Origin of the sequence: Sphingomonas aerolata, assembly GCF_003046295.1 — a bacterium.
Classification (GTDB): Bacteria; Pseudomonadota; Alphaproteobacteria; order Sphingomonadales; family Sphingomonadaceae; genus Sphingomonas; species Sphingomonas aerolata.
The window spans coordinates 169,268-186,137 of record NZ_PZZN01000001.1 but is presented as its reverse complement, the minus strand read 5'-3'; the positions used below and the strand labels follow the sequence as shown (position 1 = coordinate 186,137).

The 16,870-nt window shown below is 63.9% G+C and carries 22 protein-coding genes and 1 tRNA gene; 19 read left to right on the top strand and 4 right to left on the bottom strand.

Features of this window, described 5'->3' with window-relative positions; all coding sequences use genetic code 11:
* Positions 1–3 precede the first annotated feature (3 nt).
* Genes C8J24_RS00975 through C8J24_RS00960 form a run of 4 tightly spaced genes read left to right on the top strand, consistent with a single transcriptional unit; the run spans position 4 to position 3,822 of the window.
* A complete protein-coding gene (locus C8J24_RS00975) occupies positions 4–924 on the top strand; it encodes a glycosyltransferase family 2 protein (RefSeq protein WP_107929674.1) in 921 nt (306 codons plus the stop codon).
* A complete protein-coding gene (locus tag C8J24_RS00970) occupies positions 921–1,994 on the top strand; it encodes a glycosyltransferase (RefSeq protein ID WP_107929672.1) in 1,074 nt (357 codons plus the stop codon). The genes C8J24_RS00975 and C8J24_RS00970 overlap by 4 nt, the downstream gene beginning before the upstream one ends.
* A complete protein-coding gene (locus tag C8J24_RS00965; protein ID WP_244180318.1) occupies positions 1,991–2,899 on the top strand; it encodes a polysaccharide pyruvyl transferase family protein in 909 nt (302 codons plus the stop codon). Before C8J24_RS00970 ends, C8J24_RS00965 begins: the two co-directional genes overlap by 4 nt.
* Positions 2,896–3,822 carry a glycosyltransferase family 2 protein gene (locus C8J24_RS00960; protein WP_107929668.1) on the top strand — a complete coding sequence of 309 codons (927 nt, stop codon included), beginning with the start codon at positions 2,896–2,898 and terminating at the stop codon, positions 3,820–3,822. Before C8J24_RS00965 ends, C8J24_RS00960 begins: the two co-directional genes overlap by 4 nt.
* Before the next feature lie 68 nt (positions 3,823–3,890).
* Here C8J24_RS00960 and nusG read toward each other — a convergent pair whose 3' ends face one another.
* From nusG to C8J24_RS00945, 3 genes are all read right to left on the bottom strand, one after another.
* Positions 3,891–4,427, bottom strand: a complete 537-nt coding sequence (nusG, locus tag C8J24_RS00955) for a transcription termination/antitermination protein NusG (RefSeq protein ID WP_031393771.1) — start codon at positions 4,425–4,427, stop codon at positions 3,891–3,893.
* Positions 4,428–4,436: 9 nt separating this feature from the next.
* The gene (gene secE / locus C8J24_RS00950) at positions 4,437–4,634 is read right to left on the bottom strand and encodes a preprotein translocase subunit SecE (RefSeq protein ID WP_031393770.1); all 198 of its coding nucleotides are present in this window, start codon (positions 4,632–4,634) and stop codon (positions 4,437–4,439) included.
* Between the two features lie 640 nt (positions 4,635–5,274).
* Positions 5,275–5,351, bottom strand: a tRNA-Trp gene (locus C8J24_RS00945).
* Positions 5,352–5,666: 315 nt separating this feature from the next.
* On the opposite strand from C8J24_RS00945, the gene rpsL reads away from it, so the two are divergent.
* From rpsL to tuf, 4 genes are all read left to right on the top strand, one after another.
* Positions 5,667–6,038: a 30S ribosomal protein S12 gene (gene rpsL / locus C8J24_RS00940; protein ID WP_010164594.1), complete on the top strand. Its 372-nt coding sequence runs from the start codon at positions 5,667–5,669 to the stop codon at positions 6,036–6,038.
* Between the two features lie 76 nt (positions 6,039–6,114).
* Positions 6,115–6,585 (top strand): 30S ribosomal protein S7, encoded by a 471-nt coding sequence (gene rpsG / locus C8J24_RS00935; protein ID WP_107929666.1) that lies wholly within the window; start codon positions 6,115–6,117, stop codon positions 6,583–6,585.
* A 123-nt stretch (positions 6,586–6,708) separates the two neighbouring features.
* The gene (gene fusA, locus C8J24_RS00930; protein ID WP_031393768.1) at positions 6,709–8,805 is read left to right on the top strand and encodes an elongation factor G; all 2,097 of its coding nucleotides are present in this window, start codon (positions 6,709–6,711) and stop codon (positions 8,803–8,805) included.
* Positions 8,806–8,911: 106 nt separating this feature from the next.
* A complete protein-coding gene (tuf, locus tag C8J24_RS00925) occupies positions 8,912–10,105 on the top strand; it encodes an elongation factor Tu (protein WP_031393767.1) in 1,194 nt (397 codons plus the stop codon).
* A gap of 676 nt (positions 10,106–10,781) precedes the next feature.
* On the opposite strand, the gene C8J24_RS00920 is transcribed toward tuf, so the two are convergent.
* Complete coding sequence (locus C8J24_RS00920; protein ID WP_244180316.1) at positions 10,782–11,099, bottom strand: endonuclease domain-containing protein; 318 nt, start codon at positions 11,097–11,099, stop codon at positions 10,782–10,784.
* A gap of 265 nt (positions 11,100–11,364) precedes the next feature.
* Here C8J24_RS00920 and rpsJ point away from each other — a divergent pair, with 265 nt between their 5' ends.
* The 11 genes from rpsJ to rpsQ all read left to right on the top strand — a co-directional run bounded on the left by rpsJ (position 11,365) and on the right by rpsQ (position 16,792).
* The gene (gene rpsJ, locus C8J24_RS00915; protein WP_007406109.1) at positions 11,365–11,673 is read left to right on the top strand and encodes a 30S ribosomal protein S10; all 309 of its coding nucleotides are present in this window, start codon (positions 11,365–11,367) and stop codon (positions 11,671–11,673) included.
* Positions 11,674–11,960: 287 nt separating this feature from the next.
* Positions 11,961–12,707, top strand: coding sequence for a 50S ribosomal protein L3 (rplC, locus tag C8J24_RS00910; RefSeq protein WP_056406239.1), 747 nt, complete (start codon positions 11,961–11,963; stop codon positions 12,705–12,707).
* 2 nt (positions 12,708–12,709) lie between these two features.
* Entirely contained in the window at positions 12,710–13,336 is a 627-nt protein-coding gene (gene rplD, locus C8J24_RS00905) for a 50S ribosomal protein L4 (protein WP_031393764.1), read from the top strand.
* Entirely contained in the window at positions 13,329–13,643 is a 315-nt protein-coding gene (locus tag C8J24_RS00900; protein WP_031393763.1) for a 50S ribosomal protein L23, read from the top strand. Before rplD ends, C8J24_RS00900 begins: the two co-directional genes overlap by 8 nt.
* Before the next feature lie 4 nt (positions 13,644–13,647).
* Entirely contained in the window at positions 13,648–14,487 is an 840-nt protein-coding gene (rplB, locus tag C8J24_RS00895; protein ID WP_031393762.1) for a 50S ribosomal protein L2, read from the top strand.
* A gap of 1 nt (position 14,488) precedes the next feature.
* Entirely contained in the window at positions 14,489–14,764 is a 276-nt protein-coding gene (gene rpsS, locus C8J24_RS00890; RefSeq protein WP_031393761.1) for a 30S ribosomal protein S19, read from the top strand.
* On the top strand, positions 14,764–15,141 hold the full coding sequence (gene rplV, locus C8J24_RS00885) for a 50S ribosomal protein L22 (RefSeq protein WP_107929661.1): 378 nt from the start codon (positions 14,764–14,766) through the stop codon (positions 15,139–15,141). The genes rpsS and rplV overlap by 1 nt, the downstream gene beginning before the upstream one ends.
* The gene (rpsC, locus tag C8J24_RS00880; protein WP_031393759.1) at positions 15,141–15,848 is read left to right on the top strand and encodes a 30S ribosomal protein S3; all 708 of its coding nucleotides are present in this window, start codon (positions 15,141–15,143) and stop codon (positions 15,846–15,848) included. The genes rplV and rpsC overlap by 1 nt, the downstream gene beginning before the upstream one ends.
* A 15-nt stretch (positions 15,849–15,863) precedes the next feature.
* Positions 15,864–16,298 (top strand): 50S ribosomal protein L16, encoded by a 435-nt coding sequence (gene rplP, locus C8J24_RS00875; protein ID WP_031393758.1) that lies wholly within the window; start codon positions 15,864–15,866, stop codon positions 16,296–16,298.
* Between the two features lie 4 nt (positions 16,299–16,302).
* Positions 16,303–16,509: a 50S ribosomal protein L29 gene (rpmC, locus tag C8J24_RS00870; protein WP_031393757.1), complete on the top strand. Its 207-nt coding sequence runs from the start codon at positions 16,303–16,305 to the stop codon at positions 16,507–16,509.
* A gap of 10 nt (positions 16,510–16,519) precedes the next feature.
* Positions 16,520–16,792, top strand: a complete 273-nt coding sequence (rpsQ, locus tag C8J24_RS00865) for a 30S ribosomal protein S17 (protein ID WP_031393756.1) — start codon at positions 16,520–16,522, stop codon at positions 16,790–16,792.
* The last annotated feature ends 78 nt before the right edge of the window (positions 16,793–16,870 follow it).

The following is a 16,870-nucleotide window of genomic DNA, read 5'->3' as shown; positions in this document are numbered from 1 at the left end:
CCCATGTCCGCAATCTCGATCGTCACGCTGGCCAAGGGGCGGGCCGAGCATCTCTACAATCTGGTTTTGGGGCTCACGCGACAGACGACCCCGCCGCGCGAACTGATCGTCGCAGTGATGCAGGACGAGCCCTATGTCCTGCCCGAGACGGATTTTCCGGTCCGACAGTTGATGATCGCGGGCGAGGCGTTGCCGCTGGCCGCGGCGCGCAACCTGGCGGCGCGGACCGCGACGGGGGAGGGGCTGATCTTCCTCGACATGGACTGTATCCCCGCGCCGGACCTGGTCGCGGACTATGCCGGGCACCTTGCAACCTATGACGGGTTGCTGATGGGCGAGGTGATGTACCTGCCGGGCGGCGCGACGAAGGGGGACTGGCGCAGCGAGGATTTCGCGGACGTCGCGGTGCGGCATTCGGACCGGCGCGGACCGCCCGCCGAGGGGATCGAGGCATGCGGCGACTACCGCTGTTTCTGGTCGCTCAACTTCGCGATGCGGCGCGCGACCTTCCTCGCGGTCGGCGGGTTCCACGAGGGCTATAACGGCTATGGCGGCGAGGATACCGATTTCGGCAAGGTGCTCGACACCGCAGGCGTGCCGATCGCGTGGATCAAGGGCGGGCTGGCGCATCACCAATATCATCCGCATCACATGCCGCCGGTGCATCATCTCGACAGCGTGATCCGCAATGCCGAGCTGTTCGAGGCGCGCTGGGGCTATCGGACTATGGGGCACTGGCTGCACGCATTCCGGCTGATGGGGCTGATCGACGACCGGCCCGGCCAGCCGATCCGCGTGCTCCGCCGCCCCGATGACGCGGATCTCGCGCTGACCGGACAGCAGAGCCACCAGCCCTATGCCAATACCGCAAGCGTCATCCGGCTGCTGGAAGAGCGTGTCGCCGCGAGTGCCGCGGCGGCGTGAGGATCGCCTTGCTCTCGCACGTCCGCCAGCGGATCGCGCAGCCGTTCATGGGCGGGATGGAATCGCACAGCTGGTATCTGGCGGAAGGGCTGCAGGCACGCGGGCACGACGTCGTGCTGTTCGCGAGCGGCGACAGCGACCCGCGCTTCGCGATCGATCCGGTGCTGCCCCAGCATTATGAGCGGGTGTTTCCCTGGGCCGAGCATCGCGGGTCGGCGCCGCTGATCGCGCACGTCGACCAGGGCTATATCGCGGCGTGCGAGAGGATCGCGGCGGGTGGGTTCGACGTGGTGCACAACAACAGCCTGAGCCGCTTCCCGATCGAGCCGCAGCGGACCGCGATCGTGCCGACCGTCACCTCGCTCCACGTCCCGCCCTATGACGCGCTGCACTGGTTCGTGAAGGCGAGCCCGTCGCCGACCCACCGGCTGACGGTGACGTCGCAGTCGCAGCTGCGCGCCTGGTGGCCCGACGGTGCACCCGCCGAGGCATCGGTGCTGCACAACGGCATCGACCCCGCCGCGTGGCGGTTCTCGCCCGCAGGGGACGGCAGCGCGGTCTGGTCGGGACGGATGACGCCGAACAAGGGGCCGCATCTGGCGGTACAGGCGGCACGGCGCGCGGGTGTGGCGATCACGCTGTACGGGCAGATCGAGGATCCGGACTATTGGGCGGCCGAGGTCGCGCCGCATCTGGGACCCGACGTTCGGTATGGCGGACATCTGGACGGCACGGCGCTGGCGTCGGCGCTCGGGCAGGCGTCGGTGTTCCTGTTCACGCCGTGCTGGGACGAGCCGTTCGGGCTGGTTGCGGCGGAGGCGATGGCGTGCGGCCTGCCGGTCGCTGCATTCGACATGGGGGCTGCGCGTGAGGTCGTGGGCGAGGCGGGGTGCCTCGCCGCGCCGGGTGACGTCGCGGGGCTGGCTGCAGCAATCCCTGCGGCGATGGCGATTCCGCGCGATGTGCCGCGCGCTCGGGTCGAACGGCTGTTCACCCGCGACCGCTGGGTCGACCGGTGCGAGGCGCTGTATGCGGAGGTATGCGCGGCCAAGGCGGAGATGGTCGCGTGACGAGCGCGGCTGAGTCCGAGGGCGACAACGTGGTCGCGGTGCAGCAGGCAGCGCTGGCGGCGCTGTACCGGCGGCATGTCGGGGCTGGCGACCGTTATGCGCTGCTCGACTTTCCCGACCATGCCAATGTCGGCGACAGCGCGATCTGGCTGGGCGAGATCGCGATGCTCCGCGCGATCACCGGACGCGCTCCCGATCATGTCTGCACCTGGGACGCGTTCGACGCGGACGCGTTTCGCCGCGACAGCCCGGCGGGGGTCGTGTTCCTGCACGGCGGCGGCAATCTGGGGGATATCTGGCCGCATCATCAGCATTTTCGCGAGGCGATGCTGGCGGAGTTTCGCGACCGGACGATCGTCCAGCTGCCCCAGTCGATCCATTTCCGCGCCGGCGAGGGGCTCGACCGCTTCGCCGCCTGCGTCGCCGCGCACCCCGATTTCCACCTTTATGTCCGCGATGCGCAGAGCCTCGACCTCGCACAGCGGTTGTCCTGCCCGGTCACGCTCGCGCCCGATTCCGCGTTCGCGCTGGGGGCGCAGCCGCGTGGGCCGGCGGATTGCGACCTGCTGATGCTGATGCGGACCGATGACGAGCGCGTGGCGGGGGATCGCGGGCCGGTGCCGGAGGGGGCGGTGGTGCTCGACTGGCTGGAGGACGGCGTGCTGCCCGTATGGGAGGTGGGGGCGCCGCGTCCTGCGCACTATGAGCGACTGGCTTATGCGCGGGTCGCGCGCGGGCTGACGCTCCTGTCGCGCGGGCGGCAGATCGTCACTGACCGGCTGCACGCGCATATCCTCGCGCTGCTGCTGGGCATCCCACACCTCGCGCTCGACAATGATTATGGCAAGCTGTCCGCCTATATCGCCGCCTGGACCGCGCCGTCGCCGCTGCTGCTGCGCGAATGATCGACGTCAGTGTGCTGATCTGCACGCGCGACCGGGGGGCGTCGCTGTCGCGCACGCTCGACTCGGTGACGCGCGCGGTCGGCGTTGCGGGGGACGTGGCGGTCGAAATGGTGGTGGTCGACAACGGGTCCCGCGACGACACCGCGGCGCGGCTGGCGGCCTGGCAGGCGGAGCAGGCGTTTCCCGTGCTGCTGCTGGCCGAACCACTCGCGGGGCTGGCGCGGGCGCGCAATCTGGGGCTGGCGCATGTCCGCGGGCGGATCGTCGCGATGACCGACGACGATTGCGTGCTCAAGCCGGACTATCTGCTCGCGCTGGTCCGCCGGTTCGCGGGGGTCGCGACGCCGACGATCGTCGGCGGGCGGATCCTGCCGGGCGATGCCGCAGACCTGCCGGTGACGCTGAAGCTCGAGGATCATCCGATGGAGCCGGTGCCGGGCGCGTTTCCCGGCGGGTTCGTGATGGGCGCGAACCTTGCCTTCACGCGCGACGTCATCGCGCGGACGGGCCGGTTCGATACGCGGTTCGGCGCGGGCGCGCGGTTCGTGGCGGCGGAGGATACCGATTTCCTGTTCCGCGCGATCGCGGCCGGGGTGGTCGTGGCCTATGACCCGTATTTCGTCGTCGAGCATCATCATGGGCGCTGCCGGCCCGACCAGGTGATCGCGCTGCTCGCGGGCTATGGCTATGGCGACGGCGCGCTCTACGCCAAGCACATCCTGAGCGACCGGCGAATCCTGGGGGCGATCCGCCGCGACCTTGGCGATGCGCTCGGCGAAATCCGCGCGGGGACGCGGCCCTTTCCCTATATCCGGCGCTTCCACAGCTTCCGCCTGCGCCATATGCTGCGCGGCTTTCTCGCTTATGCGGGCGCCGAACTTACCGCGCGGGTACGGCTCTCAAACCCACACGAAAAGGCCTGATGCCGCGGCGTCGCAGCATCAGGCCCATGTTCGATTGTCCAGACCGAGCCCGCAGACTCAGGCGGTGATTACTTCGAGCGTTCGACCTGCTCGAACTCGAGCTCGACCGGGGTGGCGCGACCGAAGATCGACACCGACACCTTGACGCGGCTGCGGTCGAAATCGAGTTCCTCGACCAGGCCGTTGAAGCTCGCGAACGGACCGTCGAGCACCTTGACCTGATCGCCGATCTCGTAGTCGACCTTGACCTTCTGCTTGGGAGCGGCCGCGGCCTCTTCCTTGCTGTTCAGCATCCGCGTGGCTTCCGCCTCGCTGATCGCCTGCGGCTTGCCCATGCTGCCAAGGAAGCCGGTCACCTTGGGGGTGTTCTTGACGAGGTGATAGACGTCGTCGTTCATGTTCAGCTTGGCGAGCACGTAGCCCGGCATGAACTTGCGCTCGACCGCGATCTTCTTGCCGCGGCGGGCCTCGGTGATCGTCTCGGTGGGGACTTCGATCTGCTCGACGAGCTGCTCGAGACCCATGCGGGTCGCCTCTGCCATGATCGAGTCGCGGACCTTGCCCTCGAAGCCCGAATAGGCGTGAATGATGTACCAGCGCGCCATGTGCGGACCTTATTGAGCGAGTTTCAGAAGGGCGGTGACGATCGCCTGAAGGATCGAGTCGACGCCGAAGAAGAAGAGCGCGAGGATCGTCGTCATGATGACGACCATCACCCCGGTCATGATCGTCTCGCGACGCGTCGGCCACGTAACCTTGGAGGTTTCGGTGCGGACCTGCCGGATGAATTCGAGTGGGGACGTTTTAGCCACGGTGCTGTTCGAACCCGCCTGATGGAGACATGAAAAGAAGCGAGGCATAGACCCATAACCCGCTCCCTGTGAAGGGTCGCCCCGTCAATAGGGCCCCGTCAAAGGGGTCGGGCATGCGTCCGTCTCGCTGTCGGATGGCGGCGCAGATAGCTTCCGCGCCGACGGAACGCAAGGGGCGGGGCGGCAGCGTCCGCCGGGCGGCCCTGTGATGGCCCGACTCGGCAGCGCGTACGTCGCGATGCACCAGCCTTTCGCACACGGTTAAAAGCATAAGGGGATGCGTAGGAGGCGGGACCGGAAGGCGCGGGGGCGGGCGTTTGCGCCCTCTCCCCCGCCGGCCGTCAACCGGTGCCGGTCTTGCCGGCGGCGCCTCTCCTGCGTTTCTGTTATGTTTGCCGGCGTGACGGACCGTCATTCGGTATATCAGCGCGCAGACCAAAAAAAAGGCCGGTCAGAGACCGGCCGTAAAAGTTTTAGGAGAGGATGCCTGAAAGGCACAGTCTTTGTGCATCGCAGCAGCGAATTTCACAACTGCGCAAATTGCATTATGAAATGCGTTTTATGCAATCGTGACAGGCGCAGAACGTCGGCCGCTGACCAATGGGTCACGGCAGCTGTCGATCGGCGATGTGGGAAGACCTGGCAGGAGTGCTCGGATTCGAACCGAGGGCCTTCGGTTTTGGAGACCGACGCTCTAACCAACTGAGCTACACTCCTGTGCGGTGGCGGGCTCTAGCGCCATGTCCGCGGCAGGGCAAGCACCTGTTCATGCCCGACGCACGATTGTCGAACGTGCAACCAATCTGGCGTCGGGTTCAGGGCAGCGTGGGGTGATCCCCGTGTTGACCGCGGCTGACTCCTGACCTATAGGCGCGCCCTGTTCTTCGGGAGTCTTTCCCGCCGGGCATGCTTGAACATTGCTGGATGCATTCCAGGGCCTGAGGAGCGTTTTGCGCTTCCTAGGGTCCTTTTTGTATTCTCAGGCGCCTCAATGGCTCCAGCAAAGTAACCATTTGAAAGGTGAAGGCTTCAATGCCGACGATCAACCAGCTGGTCCGCAAGGGCCGCGATCCGCAGAAGGCCAAGTCGAAGGTCCCTGCGATGGAAGCCAACCCGCAGAAGCGCGGCGTTTGCACCCGCGTCTACACGACGACCCCGAAGAAGCCGAACTCGGCTCTGCGCAAGGTGGCCAAGGTTCGCCTGACCAACCAGCGCGAAGTCATCAGCTACATCCCGGGCGAGGGCCACAATCTTCAGGAGCATTCGGTTGTCCTGATCCGTGGCGGTCGTGTCCGCGATCTTCCCGGTGTTCGCTATCACGTCCTGCGCGGCGTGCTCGATACACAGGGTGTGAAGGACCGGCGTCAGTCGCGTTCCAAGTACGGCGCCAAGCGTCCGAAGTAAGCCGATCAATGCCAACCGACGCAAGTCGGCACTGGTATGTTTGATCACACAGGCTGAAGTTTAGAAGGAATATAAAATGGCACGTCGTCGTCGTCCCGAAAAGCGGGTCATCCTGCCTGATCCCAAGTTCGGGGATGAGGTTCTGTCGAAGTTCATGAACAGCGTCATGCTGGACGGCAAGAAGTCCGTCGCAGAGCTGATCGTGTACGGTGCATTCGAAACCGTCGAGAGCCGCGCCAAGCGCGACCCGATCGGCGTTTTTCATGATGCGCTGAACAACGTGAAGCCGGGCATCGAAGTCCGTTCGCGTCGCGTCGGTGGTGCAACCTACCAGGTTCCCGTCGAAGTGCGTCCCGAGCGTGCACAGGCGCTGGCGATCCGCTGGCTGATCGGTGCGGCACGTTCGCGCAGCGAGAACACGATGGCCGCACGGCTGTCGGGCGAGCTGATAGACGCGGCGAACAACCGCGGCAACGCGGTCAAGAAGCGCGAAGACACGCACCGGATGGCAGAAGCCAACCGTGCATTCTCGCACTACCGCTGGTAACAGCGGGCTTCGAAGCCTAGCATTGGTAACCGTGTCACGGGCGGTCTTTCGCCCGTAACGCAAACACCTATATATTGGGGAGCCGGCACGTTCGGCTCCCCATATCCTTAAGGAAGCACGATCATGGCCCGCAGCCATCCGCTCGACCGTTACCGCAACATCGGCATCATGGCGCACATCGACGCCGGCAAGACGACGACGACCGAGCGCATCCTCTATTACACCGGCAAGTCCTACAAGATCGGCGAAGTGCATGAAGGCACCGCGACGATGGACTGGATGGAGCAGGAGCAGGAGCGCGGGATCACGATCACGTCGGCTGCAACCACCTGCAAGTGGCGCGCCGAAGAAGGTAAGGGTGAAGAGCACCTTATCAACATCATCGACACCCCGGGCCACGTCGATTTCACGATCGAAGTCGAGCGTTCGCTGCGCGTCCTCGACGGCGCGGTCGCGTGCTTCGACGGCGTTGCCGGTGTCGAGCCGCAGTCCGAGACCGTGTGGCGTCAGGCCGACAAGTACGGCGTGCCGCGCATGTGCTTCGTCAACAAGCTCGACCGCACCGGTGCCGACTTCTACTTCTGCGTCGACTCGATCATCGAGCGTCTCGGTGCGCGCCCGGCGGTCCTGTACCTGCCGATCGGCATGGAAGGCGGCTTCAAGGGCCTGGTCGACCTCGTCGAGAACCGCGCGATCATCTGGCTCGAAGAGAGCCTGGGCGCGAAGTTCGAATATCAGGACATCCCGGCGGACATGGCCGACAAGGCCGCGAAGTATCGCAGCGACCTGATCGAGATGGCTGTCGAGCAGGACGATGCTCTGATGGAAGCCTATCTTGAGGGTAACGAGCCCAGCGTCGCCGACCTCAAGAAGCTGATCCGCAAGGGTACGCTCAGCATGGCGTTCGTCCCCGTGGTCTGCGGTTCGGCGTTCAAGAACAAGGGCGTCCAGCCCCTGCTCGACGCCGTGGTCGACTATCTGCCGTCGCCGCTCGACGTTCCCGCGATTCAGGGTCTGAAGCTCGACGGCGTGACGCCGGACGAGCGTCCTTCGTCGGACGAGGTTCCGTTCTCGGCACTGGCGTTCAAGATCATGAACGATCCGTTCGTCGGCACGCTGACCTTCGCCCGCATCTATTCGGGCAAGCTGGAGACCGCATCGCAGGTCACCAACTCGGTCAAGGACAAGAAGGAAAAGGTCGGCCGCATGCTGCTCATGCATGCGAACAGCCGTGAGGACATCCAGGAAGCGTTCGCGGGCGACATCGTCGCTCTCGCAGGCCTCAAGGACACGACCACGGGCGACACGCTCTGCGCGATGAACGCACCGATCATCCTCGAGCGGATGGAATTCCCCGAGCCCGTGATCGAGCTGTCGGTGGAGCCGAAGACCAAGGCCGATCAGGAGAAGATGGGCGTCGCGCTCAATCGTCTCGCACGCGAGGATCCGTCGTTCCGCGTGTCGTCGGACCCCGAGTCGGGCCAGACCATCATCAAGGGCATGGGCGAGCTCCATCTCGAGATCCTGGTCGACCGCATGAAGCGTGAGTTCAAGGTCGAGGCCAATGTCGGTGCTCCTCAGGTCGCGTATCGCGAATATCTGAAGAAGCCGGTCGACGTCGACTACACGCACAAGAAGCAGTCGGGCGGCACCGGCCAGTTCGGTCGCGTGAAGGTCAAGGTCACGCCGGGCGAGCGCGGTTCGGGCATCACGTTCAAGGACGAGATCAAGGGCGGCAACATTCCGAAGGAATATCTGCCCGCGATTGAGAAGGGCTTCCGCGAGACCGCCGCGTCGGGTTCGCTGGTCGGCTTCCCGATCATCGATTTCGAGATCGTGCTGTATGACGGCGCGTATCACGACGTCGACTCGTCGGCTCTGGCGTTCGAAATCTGTGCACGTGGCGCAATGCGCGAAGTCGCGCAGAAGTCGGGCATCACGCTGCTCGAGCCGGTCATGAAGGTTGAGGTCGTCACCCCGGAGGACTATCTGGGCGACGTCATCGGCGACATGAACAGCCGTCGTGGCCAGATCCAGGGCACCGACAGCCGCGGCAACGCGCAGACGGTCGAGGCGATGGTGCCACTGGCCAACATGTTCGGCTATGTGAACTCGCTCCGCTCGTTCACGCAGGGCCGCGCGCAATACTCGATGCAGTTCTCGCATTATGATGAAGTGCCGCAGAACGTCGCTGACGAGGTGAAGGCGAAACTGGCCTAATCCTTTAAGGGGGTAGGGCTAGCGTCAGGCTTTAACAGCCGCTATGGGGCCGCGTTCGCGCGGTTCCCGGTGTGGCACCGGAATACGAATCAGAAGGTAGGAAACAATGGCCAAGGCAAAATTTGAGCGGAACAAGCCGCATCTCAACATCGGCACCATCGGTCACGTCGATCATGGCAAGACGTCGCTCACCGCTGCGATCACGAAGGTTCTCGCCGAGACGACCGGCGGTACCGCTGTCGACTTCGCAAACATCGACAAGGCTCCCGAGGAGCGCGAGCGCGGCATCACGATCTCGACCGCACACGTCGAGTACGAGACGGCCAACCGTCACTACGCGCACGTCGATTGCCCGGGCCACGCCGATTATGTGAAGAACATGATCACCGGCGCAGCCCAGATGGACGGCGCGATCCTCGTCGTTTCGGCGACCGATGGCCCGATGCCGCAGACCCGTGAGCACATCCTGCTCGCACGCCAGGTCGGCGTGCCTGCCATGGTCGTGTTCATGAACAAGGTCGATCTGGTCGACGACGAGGAAATCCTCGAGCTGGTCGAGATGGAAATCCGCGAGCTGCTCAGCTCGTACGACTTCCCGGGCGACGACATCCCCGTCATCAAGGGTTCGGCAACCTGCGCGCTGTCGGGTTCGAACCAGAAGCTCGGCGCCGACGCCGTCACCGAGCTGATGCAGGCTGTCGACGACTACATTCCGCAGCCCGAGCGTCCGCTCGACAAGCCGTTCATGATGCCGATCGAGGACGTGTTCTCGATCTCGGGTCGTGGTACGGTTGTCACCGGCCGCGTCGAGACCGGCATCGTCAAGGTTGGCGAGGAAGTCGAGATCGTCGGTATCCACCCGACCGTTCGCAAGACGACCGTCACGGGCGTCGAGATGTTCCGCAAGCTGCTCGACCAGGGCCAGGCTGGCGATAACGTCGGCGCGCTGATCCGCGGCGTTGCACGCGACGAAGTCGAGCGTGGCCAGGTGCTCTGCAAGCCAGGCACGATCAAGCCGCACACCGACTTCAACTCGGAAGTCTACGTGCTGTCGAAGGAAGAGGGTGGCCGTCACACGCCGTTCTTCGCCAACTATCGCCCGCAGTTCTACTTCCGTACGACCGACGTGACCGGCACCGTCGAGCTGCCTGAGGGCACCGAGATGGTGATGCCAGGCGACAACGTGTCGCTCGGCATCAAGCTGATCGCACCGATCGCCATGGACGTGGGCCAGCGCTTCACGATCCGCGAAGGCGGCCGTACCGTCGGTGCAGGCGTCGTCAGCCAGATCGACAAGTAAGCATCTTCTCCCTCGGGAGATGATCGAAGAGCCCGGCTTCTCGCGAGAGAGGCCGGGCTTTTTGTGTTTGGGAAAGTGGCGTTCGGGAAGTGTGTCGATCAAATCGATCAGCGTCCTCGGCGGCCGCCCGCTAGCGGACATTCGTGATGCCGGGCAAAACAAGGGTATGGCATTTCAAAATCCTCTTCCGCTCATCGCTGCCTGCCTTGCTCTTAGCGGGTGCGGACAGGCTGTGGAGGAGCTGCCCGAGATCCTTATCGGCGCCACGACGACAGGAGGGAGCAACTCGCTATGCGAAGGCGGTAATGATCACGGCTCTCCGACTGAAACTGCATCCCACTCGCCTGAAATCGTCGAGCGGCTTCGGGCTGACTATCCAGCCGGATCGCCAGCTTCGAAACTTAGGACCACCCTCTTGCGGCAAGGGTTCATCATTCACGACGGTTGCTCATTCGACAAAACCGTAAGCTGGGCTGAGTTTCGGCAGCGGCGGTCGAACGGAGTTGCGACTTATCAAGCGGCGTTTGGGACCGTGTATTGGAAGCAGGATCCCGCTGGTCGTGTGATTTGGGCGACTGGCGATATTGCCTACACTGGCTTGTAGACCTGCCTTCCGTGCAAATCCTCCCCCGCTAGGGGGAGGTGGCGCCTGAGGCGTCGGAGGGGGAGGGGGCGATCAGCTCTCGATGGTGGTCCGGCGTTGCAGTGCGACGGACGTGATCTGGCGGACGACGTCGTCGAGATTGGCCAGCATTTCGCGGGCTGGGTAGCGGAGGACGCGGATGTCTTGGGCGATTAGCCAGGCGTCTCGCGTTGCATCTCGTTCGGGGCGGTTGCCGTGGTTGTGGGCTTCGCCGTCGACTTCGATCGCAAGTCGGGCTGGGGCGCAGGAAAAGTCCAACACATACTGCCCTGCAGCATGTTGTCGTCTGAAGCGGAGTCCTGCCTCGTTACCTCGTAACGCCAGCCACAATGCTATCTCGGGCGGGGTCATCTGTTTCCGTAGCCGCTTGCGTTGCTGCGGCCGGTCAGGGATCCTTCGAGCTGCATCACTTTCCTCCCCCTCCGTCACGCTTCGCGTGCCACCTCCTCTGGCGGGGGAGGATCGATGGGTAGCATGGCGTTCGACAGATCGATCCGGAAAACCCACAACCGCCGGTTGCATTTCAACCGACTCTCCCGTAATGGCCCGCCTTCGGTTTAAACATCAACCAGCAAGAGCCCGGAAACGGGCCCGCTCTTTCGCATCGGTAGGGACTATGGACAGCAATATCCGCATTCGTCTGAAGGCGTTCGATCACCGCGTGCTCGATCAGGCCACCGGCGACATCGCCGACACCGCACGCCGCACCGGCGCGCTCATCCGCGGTCCGATTCCCCTTCCGACGCGCATCGAAAAATTCACCGTGAACCGCGGCCCGCACATCGACAAGAAGTCGCGCGAGCAGTTCGAGGTGCGCACGTACAAGCGTATGCTGGATATCGTCCAGCCGACGCCGCAGACGGTCGATGCGCTGATGAAGCTGGACCTCGCCGCTGGCGTTGACGTCGAGATCAAGCTCGCCTAAGGGCGAGCGCGGCGCGGTCGACCGGTAACGGTCCCGCGCCGTTCGACATTGGGATACCGCCGTCGGTGCAAACCGACGGGGCAGCGTCCCCCGTCACGTTCCTGCGTTCGCAGGAACACCAGCCCGGGACGGGGCGCGTTTCGTATTTACCGGGTTGATCCGACTCCATTCAGGGCTTTTGCCGGGGATGGGGTCAGGTGGATGCATCATGGAGCTTGCTCCGGACATGGTCCGCAAGCCCCCGAGGAATAGTCCGACGGGGCCTCTGTCTAGGAAGGGACAAGATCATGCGTACTGGCGTGATCGCGAAGAAAATGGGGATGACCCGCCTGTTCCAGGAAGATGGTCGGCACGTGCCGGTCACCGTTCTGGCACTCGAAGGCAATCAGGTCATTTCCGTTCGCGAAATGGATCGTGACGGCTACACCGCCGTCCAGCTTGGTGCAGGCGTTGCCAAGTCGAAGAATGTTGCAAAGCCGCAGCGTGGCCATTTCGGCAAGGCCGAAGTGGAGCCCAAGGCTGTCGTCCATGAGTTCCGTGTGAACGCAGACGGCCTGCTCGATGTTGGCGCCGAGATCTCGGCTGACCATTATGTCGCAGGCCAGATCGTCGATATCCAGGGCAAGACCCAGGGTAAGGGCTTTCAGGGCGGCATGAAGCGTTGGGGCTTCGGCGGTCTGCGGGCAACCCACGGCGTCTCGGTCTCGCACCGTTCGCTCGGTTCGACCGGTCAGCGCCAGGATCCGGGCAAGGTCTTCAAGAACAAGAAGATGGCCGGCCACATGGGCGACAAGTATCGCACCCAGCAGAACCTCGAGATCGTATCGACGGACGTCGAGCGTGGTCTCCTGTTCGTCAAGGGTTCGGTTCCTGGTTCCAAGGGCGGCTGGCTCTTCGTCAAGGATTCGGTGAAGGTCGCGCGCCACGCCGACGCACCGTTCCCCGCCGGTCTCAAGACCGCCAACAGCAACACCGCAGCAGACACGCCGGCCGAAACGACCGACGCACCTGCAGCCGACGGCCAGGAGGGCTGAGCGTGAAGATCAAGCTTTCATCTTTCGCCGGCACCGAGGGCGCGGACATCGAGCTTAACGACGAGATCTTCGGTCTCGATCCGCGCGCCGACATCCTGCACCGTGTGGTCACCTGGCAGCTCGAGAAGCGTCGCGAGACGGCTCGTGGCACCCGTGAGCGCGCAGACGTCGCTCGCACCGGCAAGAAGTTCGGTCGCCAGAAGGGCGGCGGTACCGCACGTCACGGCGATCGTCGCGCGCCCGTGTTCATCGGTGGTGGTAAGGCTCACGGCGCCCGCGTCCGTGACTTCAACCCGTCGCTGAACAAGAAGGTTCGCGCGCTCGGCCTGCGCATGGCGCTCAGCAGCCACGCCAAGGCGGGTTCGCTGGTCATCATGGACAGCCTGGCCGTCGAGGGTGGCAAGACCAAGACGCTGCAGGGCGATCTCGCCAAGCTCGGCTTCGGCAAGCGTGCGCTCGTCATCGACGGCGACATGGTCGACACCAGCTTCGCATTCGCTGCGGGCAACCTGTACGAAGTGAACGTGATGCCGGCAGCCGGCGCCAACGTTTACGACATCCTGAAGCATGACACGCTGGTGCTGACGCGCGCCGCTGTCGAAAAGCTGGAGGCGCGCTTCCATGGCTAAGAAGCAGAAGGCGGGCATCGATAATCGTCATTACGACGTTATCCTGGCCCCGCACATCACCGAGAAGACGACGACCCTGTCGGAGCACAACGCGGTGGTGTTCAAGGTGTCCAACGACGCCACGAAGCCCGAGATCAAGGCGGCCGTAGAGGCGCTGTTCGACGTGAACGTCGTCGGCGTGAACACGCTCGTCCAGAAGGGCAAGACCAAGAAGTGGAAGGGCACGAACTACTCGCGCTCGGACATGAAAAAGGCAATCGTGACGTTGAAGGACGGTCAGTCCATCGACGTGACGACGGGGATCTGAGGCCATGGCACTCAAGCATTATAATCCGACATCGCCGGCACGCCGCGGTCTCATCCTGGTCGACAAGTCGTCGCTCTGGAAGGGCAAGCCCGTCAAGGCGCTGACCGAAGGCAAGCACAAGACCGGCGGTCGTAACAACAAGGGTCATGTGACCTCGCGCGGCATCGCCGGTGGTCACAAGCAGAAGTACCGCTACATCGACTTCAAGCGTCGCAAGTGGGACGTCGAAGGCACTGTCGAGCGGATCGAGTATGATCCCAACCGCACCGCGTTCATCGCCCTGGTCAAGTACCCGGACGAAGAGCTTGCCTATATCTTGGCGCCGCAGCGTCTGGCCGTTGGCGACAAGGTCCTCGCGGCCAAGAAGACCGATGTGAAGCCAGGCAATGCCATGGAACTCGGTCAGATGCCGGTCGGCACCATCGTCCACAACGTGGAGATGAAGCCGATGAAGGGTGGCCAGATCGCCCGTTCGGCCGGCACGTATGTGCAGGTCGTCGGTCGCGACAAGGGCATGGTGATGGTCCGCCTGAACTCGGGCGAGCAGCGCTACATCCGCAGCGATTGCATGGCGACGGTTGGCGCGGTTTCGAACCCCGACAACCAGAACCAGAACCTGGGCAAGGCAGGGCGTTCGCGCTGGCTTGGTATTCGTCCGCTGACGCGCGGCGTCGCCAAGAACCCGGTCGACCATCCGCACGGCGGTGGTGAAGGCCGCACCTCGGGTGGCCGTCATCCGGTCACGCCGTGGGGCAAGCCGACGAAGGGTGCGCGCACGCGTCACAACAAATCGACCGACAAGATGATCATCCGGTCGCGTCATTCGACGAAGAGGAAGGGCTAACATGGCTCGTTCAGTCTGGAAGGGTCCGTTCGTGGACCTTCATCTGCTCAAGAAGGCAGAAACCGCCCAGGACACCAACGCGCGTTCGCCGATCAAGACCTGGTCGCGTCGCTCGACGATCCTGCCGTCGTTCGTGGGCCTCACGTTCAACGTCTATAACGGCCGCAAGTTCGTGCCGGTCTCGGTCAACGAGGACATGGTGGGGATGAAGCTGGGCGAGTTCGCGCCCACGCGCTACTTCCCCGGCCACTCCGCCGACAAGAAGGGCAAGCGCTGATGTCTAAGCAAGTCAGCCCGCGCAAGGTCGCGGACAACGAGGCGCTTTCGGTCGGTACGCAGATCCGCGGTTCCGCACAGAAGCTCGGCCTCGTGGCTGCGCTCATCCGTGGCAAGAAGGTCGGCGATGCGATGAACATCCTCGCCTTCTCGACCAAGGGCATGGCGATCGAAGCCCGCAAGGTGCTGGCCTCGGCCATCGCCAATGCGGAGAACAACCACAACCTCGACGTCGACTCGCTGGTCGTCGCCGAGGCATCGGTTGGCAAGTCGATCACGATGAAGCGCTTCTCGACCCGCGGCCGCGGCAAGTCGACCCGCATCCTCAAGCCATTCAGCCGTCTGCGCATCGTCGTGCGCGAGCAGGAAGAAGCATAATGGGTCAGAAGAGCAACCCCATCGGTCTGCGTCTGCAGATCAACCGTACCTGGGATAGCCGCTGGTACGCCGAAGGCGCCGACTATGGTCGGCTCCTGCTCGAGGATCTCAAGATCCGCGCATATATCATGAAGACGCTGCCGCAGGCCGCGATCTCCAAGGTTGTGATCGAGCGTCCGGCCAAGCTGGCCCGTATCTCCATCTTCGCTGCACGCCCCGGCGTGATCATCGGCAAGAAGGGTGCGGACATCGAGAAGCTGCGTTCGACGATCGGTAAGATGACGTCGTCGACCGTGTCGCTGAACATCGTCGAGATCCGCAAGCCGGAAGTCGATGCGCGTCTCGTCGCGCAGGGCATCGCCGATCAGCTCGAGCGTCGTATCGCCTTCCGTCGCGCCATGAAGCGTGCGGTTCAGTCGGCGATGCGTCTCGGTGCCGAGGGCATCCGCGTGAACTGCGGCGGCCGTCTTGGCGGCGCCGAGATCGCACGGTCGGAGAGCTATCGTGAAGGTCGGGTTCCGTTGCACACGCTGCGCGCGAACATCGATTATGCCGAGGCTACGGCGCACACGTCTTATGGCGTTTGCGGCGTGAAGGTCTGGGTCTTCAAGGGCGAGATTCTCGGCAACGATCCGACGTCGTACGACCGCATCATGATGGAGGCTCAGACCTCCGGCGTGCGGCCGCAGCGCGACGATCGTCGCTAAGGGGCAGGAACAGACATGCTGCAACCAAAAAAGACCAAGTTCCGGAAGGCCTTTAAGGGCAAGATTTCGGGCGACGCCAAGAGTGGCTTTTCGCTCAATTTCGGCTCCTACGGCCTGAAGGCCATGGAGCCCGACCGGATCACCGCACGCCAGATCGAGGCGGCACGCCGCGCGATCACGCGTCACATGAAGCGCCAGGGGCGTTTGTGGATCCGCATTTTCCCAGACCTTCCGGTCTCGGGAAAGCCAGCCGAAGTCCGCATGGGTAAGGGCAAGGGCGCGCCGGAATACTGGGCCGCTCGAGTCAAGCCGGGTCGGATCCTGTTCGAGCTCGACGGCGTCGACGGCAAGATCGCCGCCGAGGCATTCGAGCGGGCGGCCATGAAGCTGCCGATCAAGGTAAAGGTCGTTGCCCGCCTGGGCGACACCTCGCATCTGGGAGGCGAGTAAGATCATGGCTCGTATCGACGACATGAAGGCCAAGAGCGACGACCAGCTGTCGGAGTCGCTTGGCGAACTGAAGCGCGAGCAGTTCAACCTGCGCTTCCAGGCCGCCACGAACCAGCTCGAAAAGCCGAGCCGCGTTCGTGAGGTCCGCCGCGACATCGCTCGCATCAAGACCCTGCAGGCTCAGCGCACCAGCGCTGACGCCGCGAAGTAAGGAACACATCATGCCGAAGCGCGTGCTGACCGGTCTGGTCGTGTCCGACAAGGGCGACAAGACGGTGGTCGTGAACGTCGAGCGTAAGGTGAAGCACCCGCTCTACGGGAAGATCATCCGTCGCTCGAAGAAGTATCATGCTCATGACGAGAGCAACGAGTTCAAGCAGGGCGAGACCGTGCGGATCGAAGAGACCGCACCGATCTCCAAGCTGAAGACCTGGAAGGTGATCGAGCGGGTCAACACCCACGCGACGCCGGAGCGGGCTTCGGCCGAGGGCTGAATCAAACATGAGGGCAGGGGGGCAACTCCCTGCGCTCTTGTTTTCGTAAACGGGAACGGCTAAGCGGCCGCTCCTCCC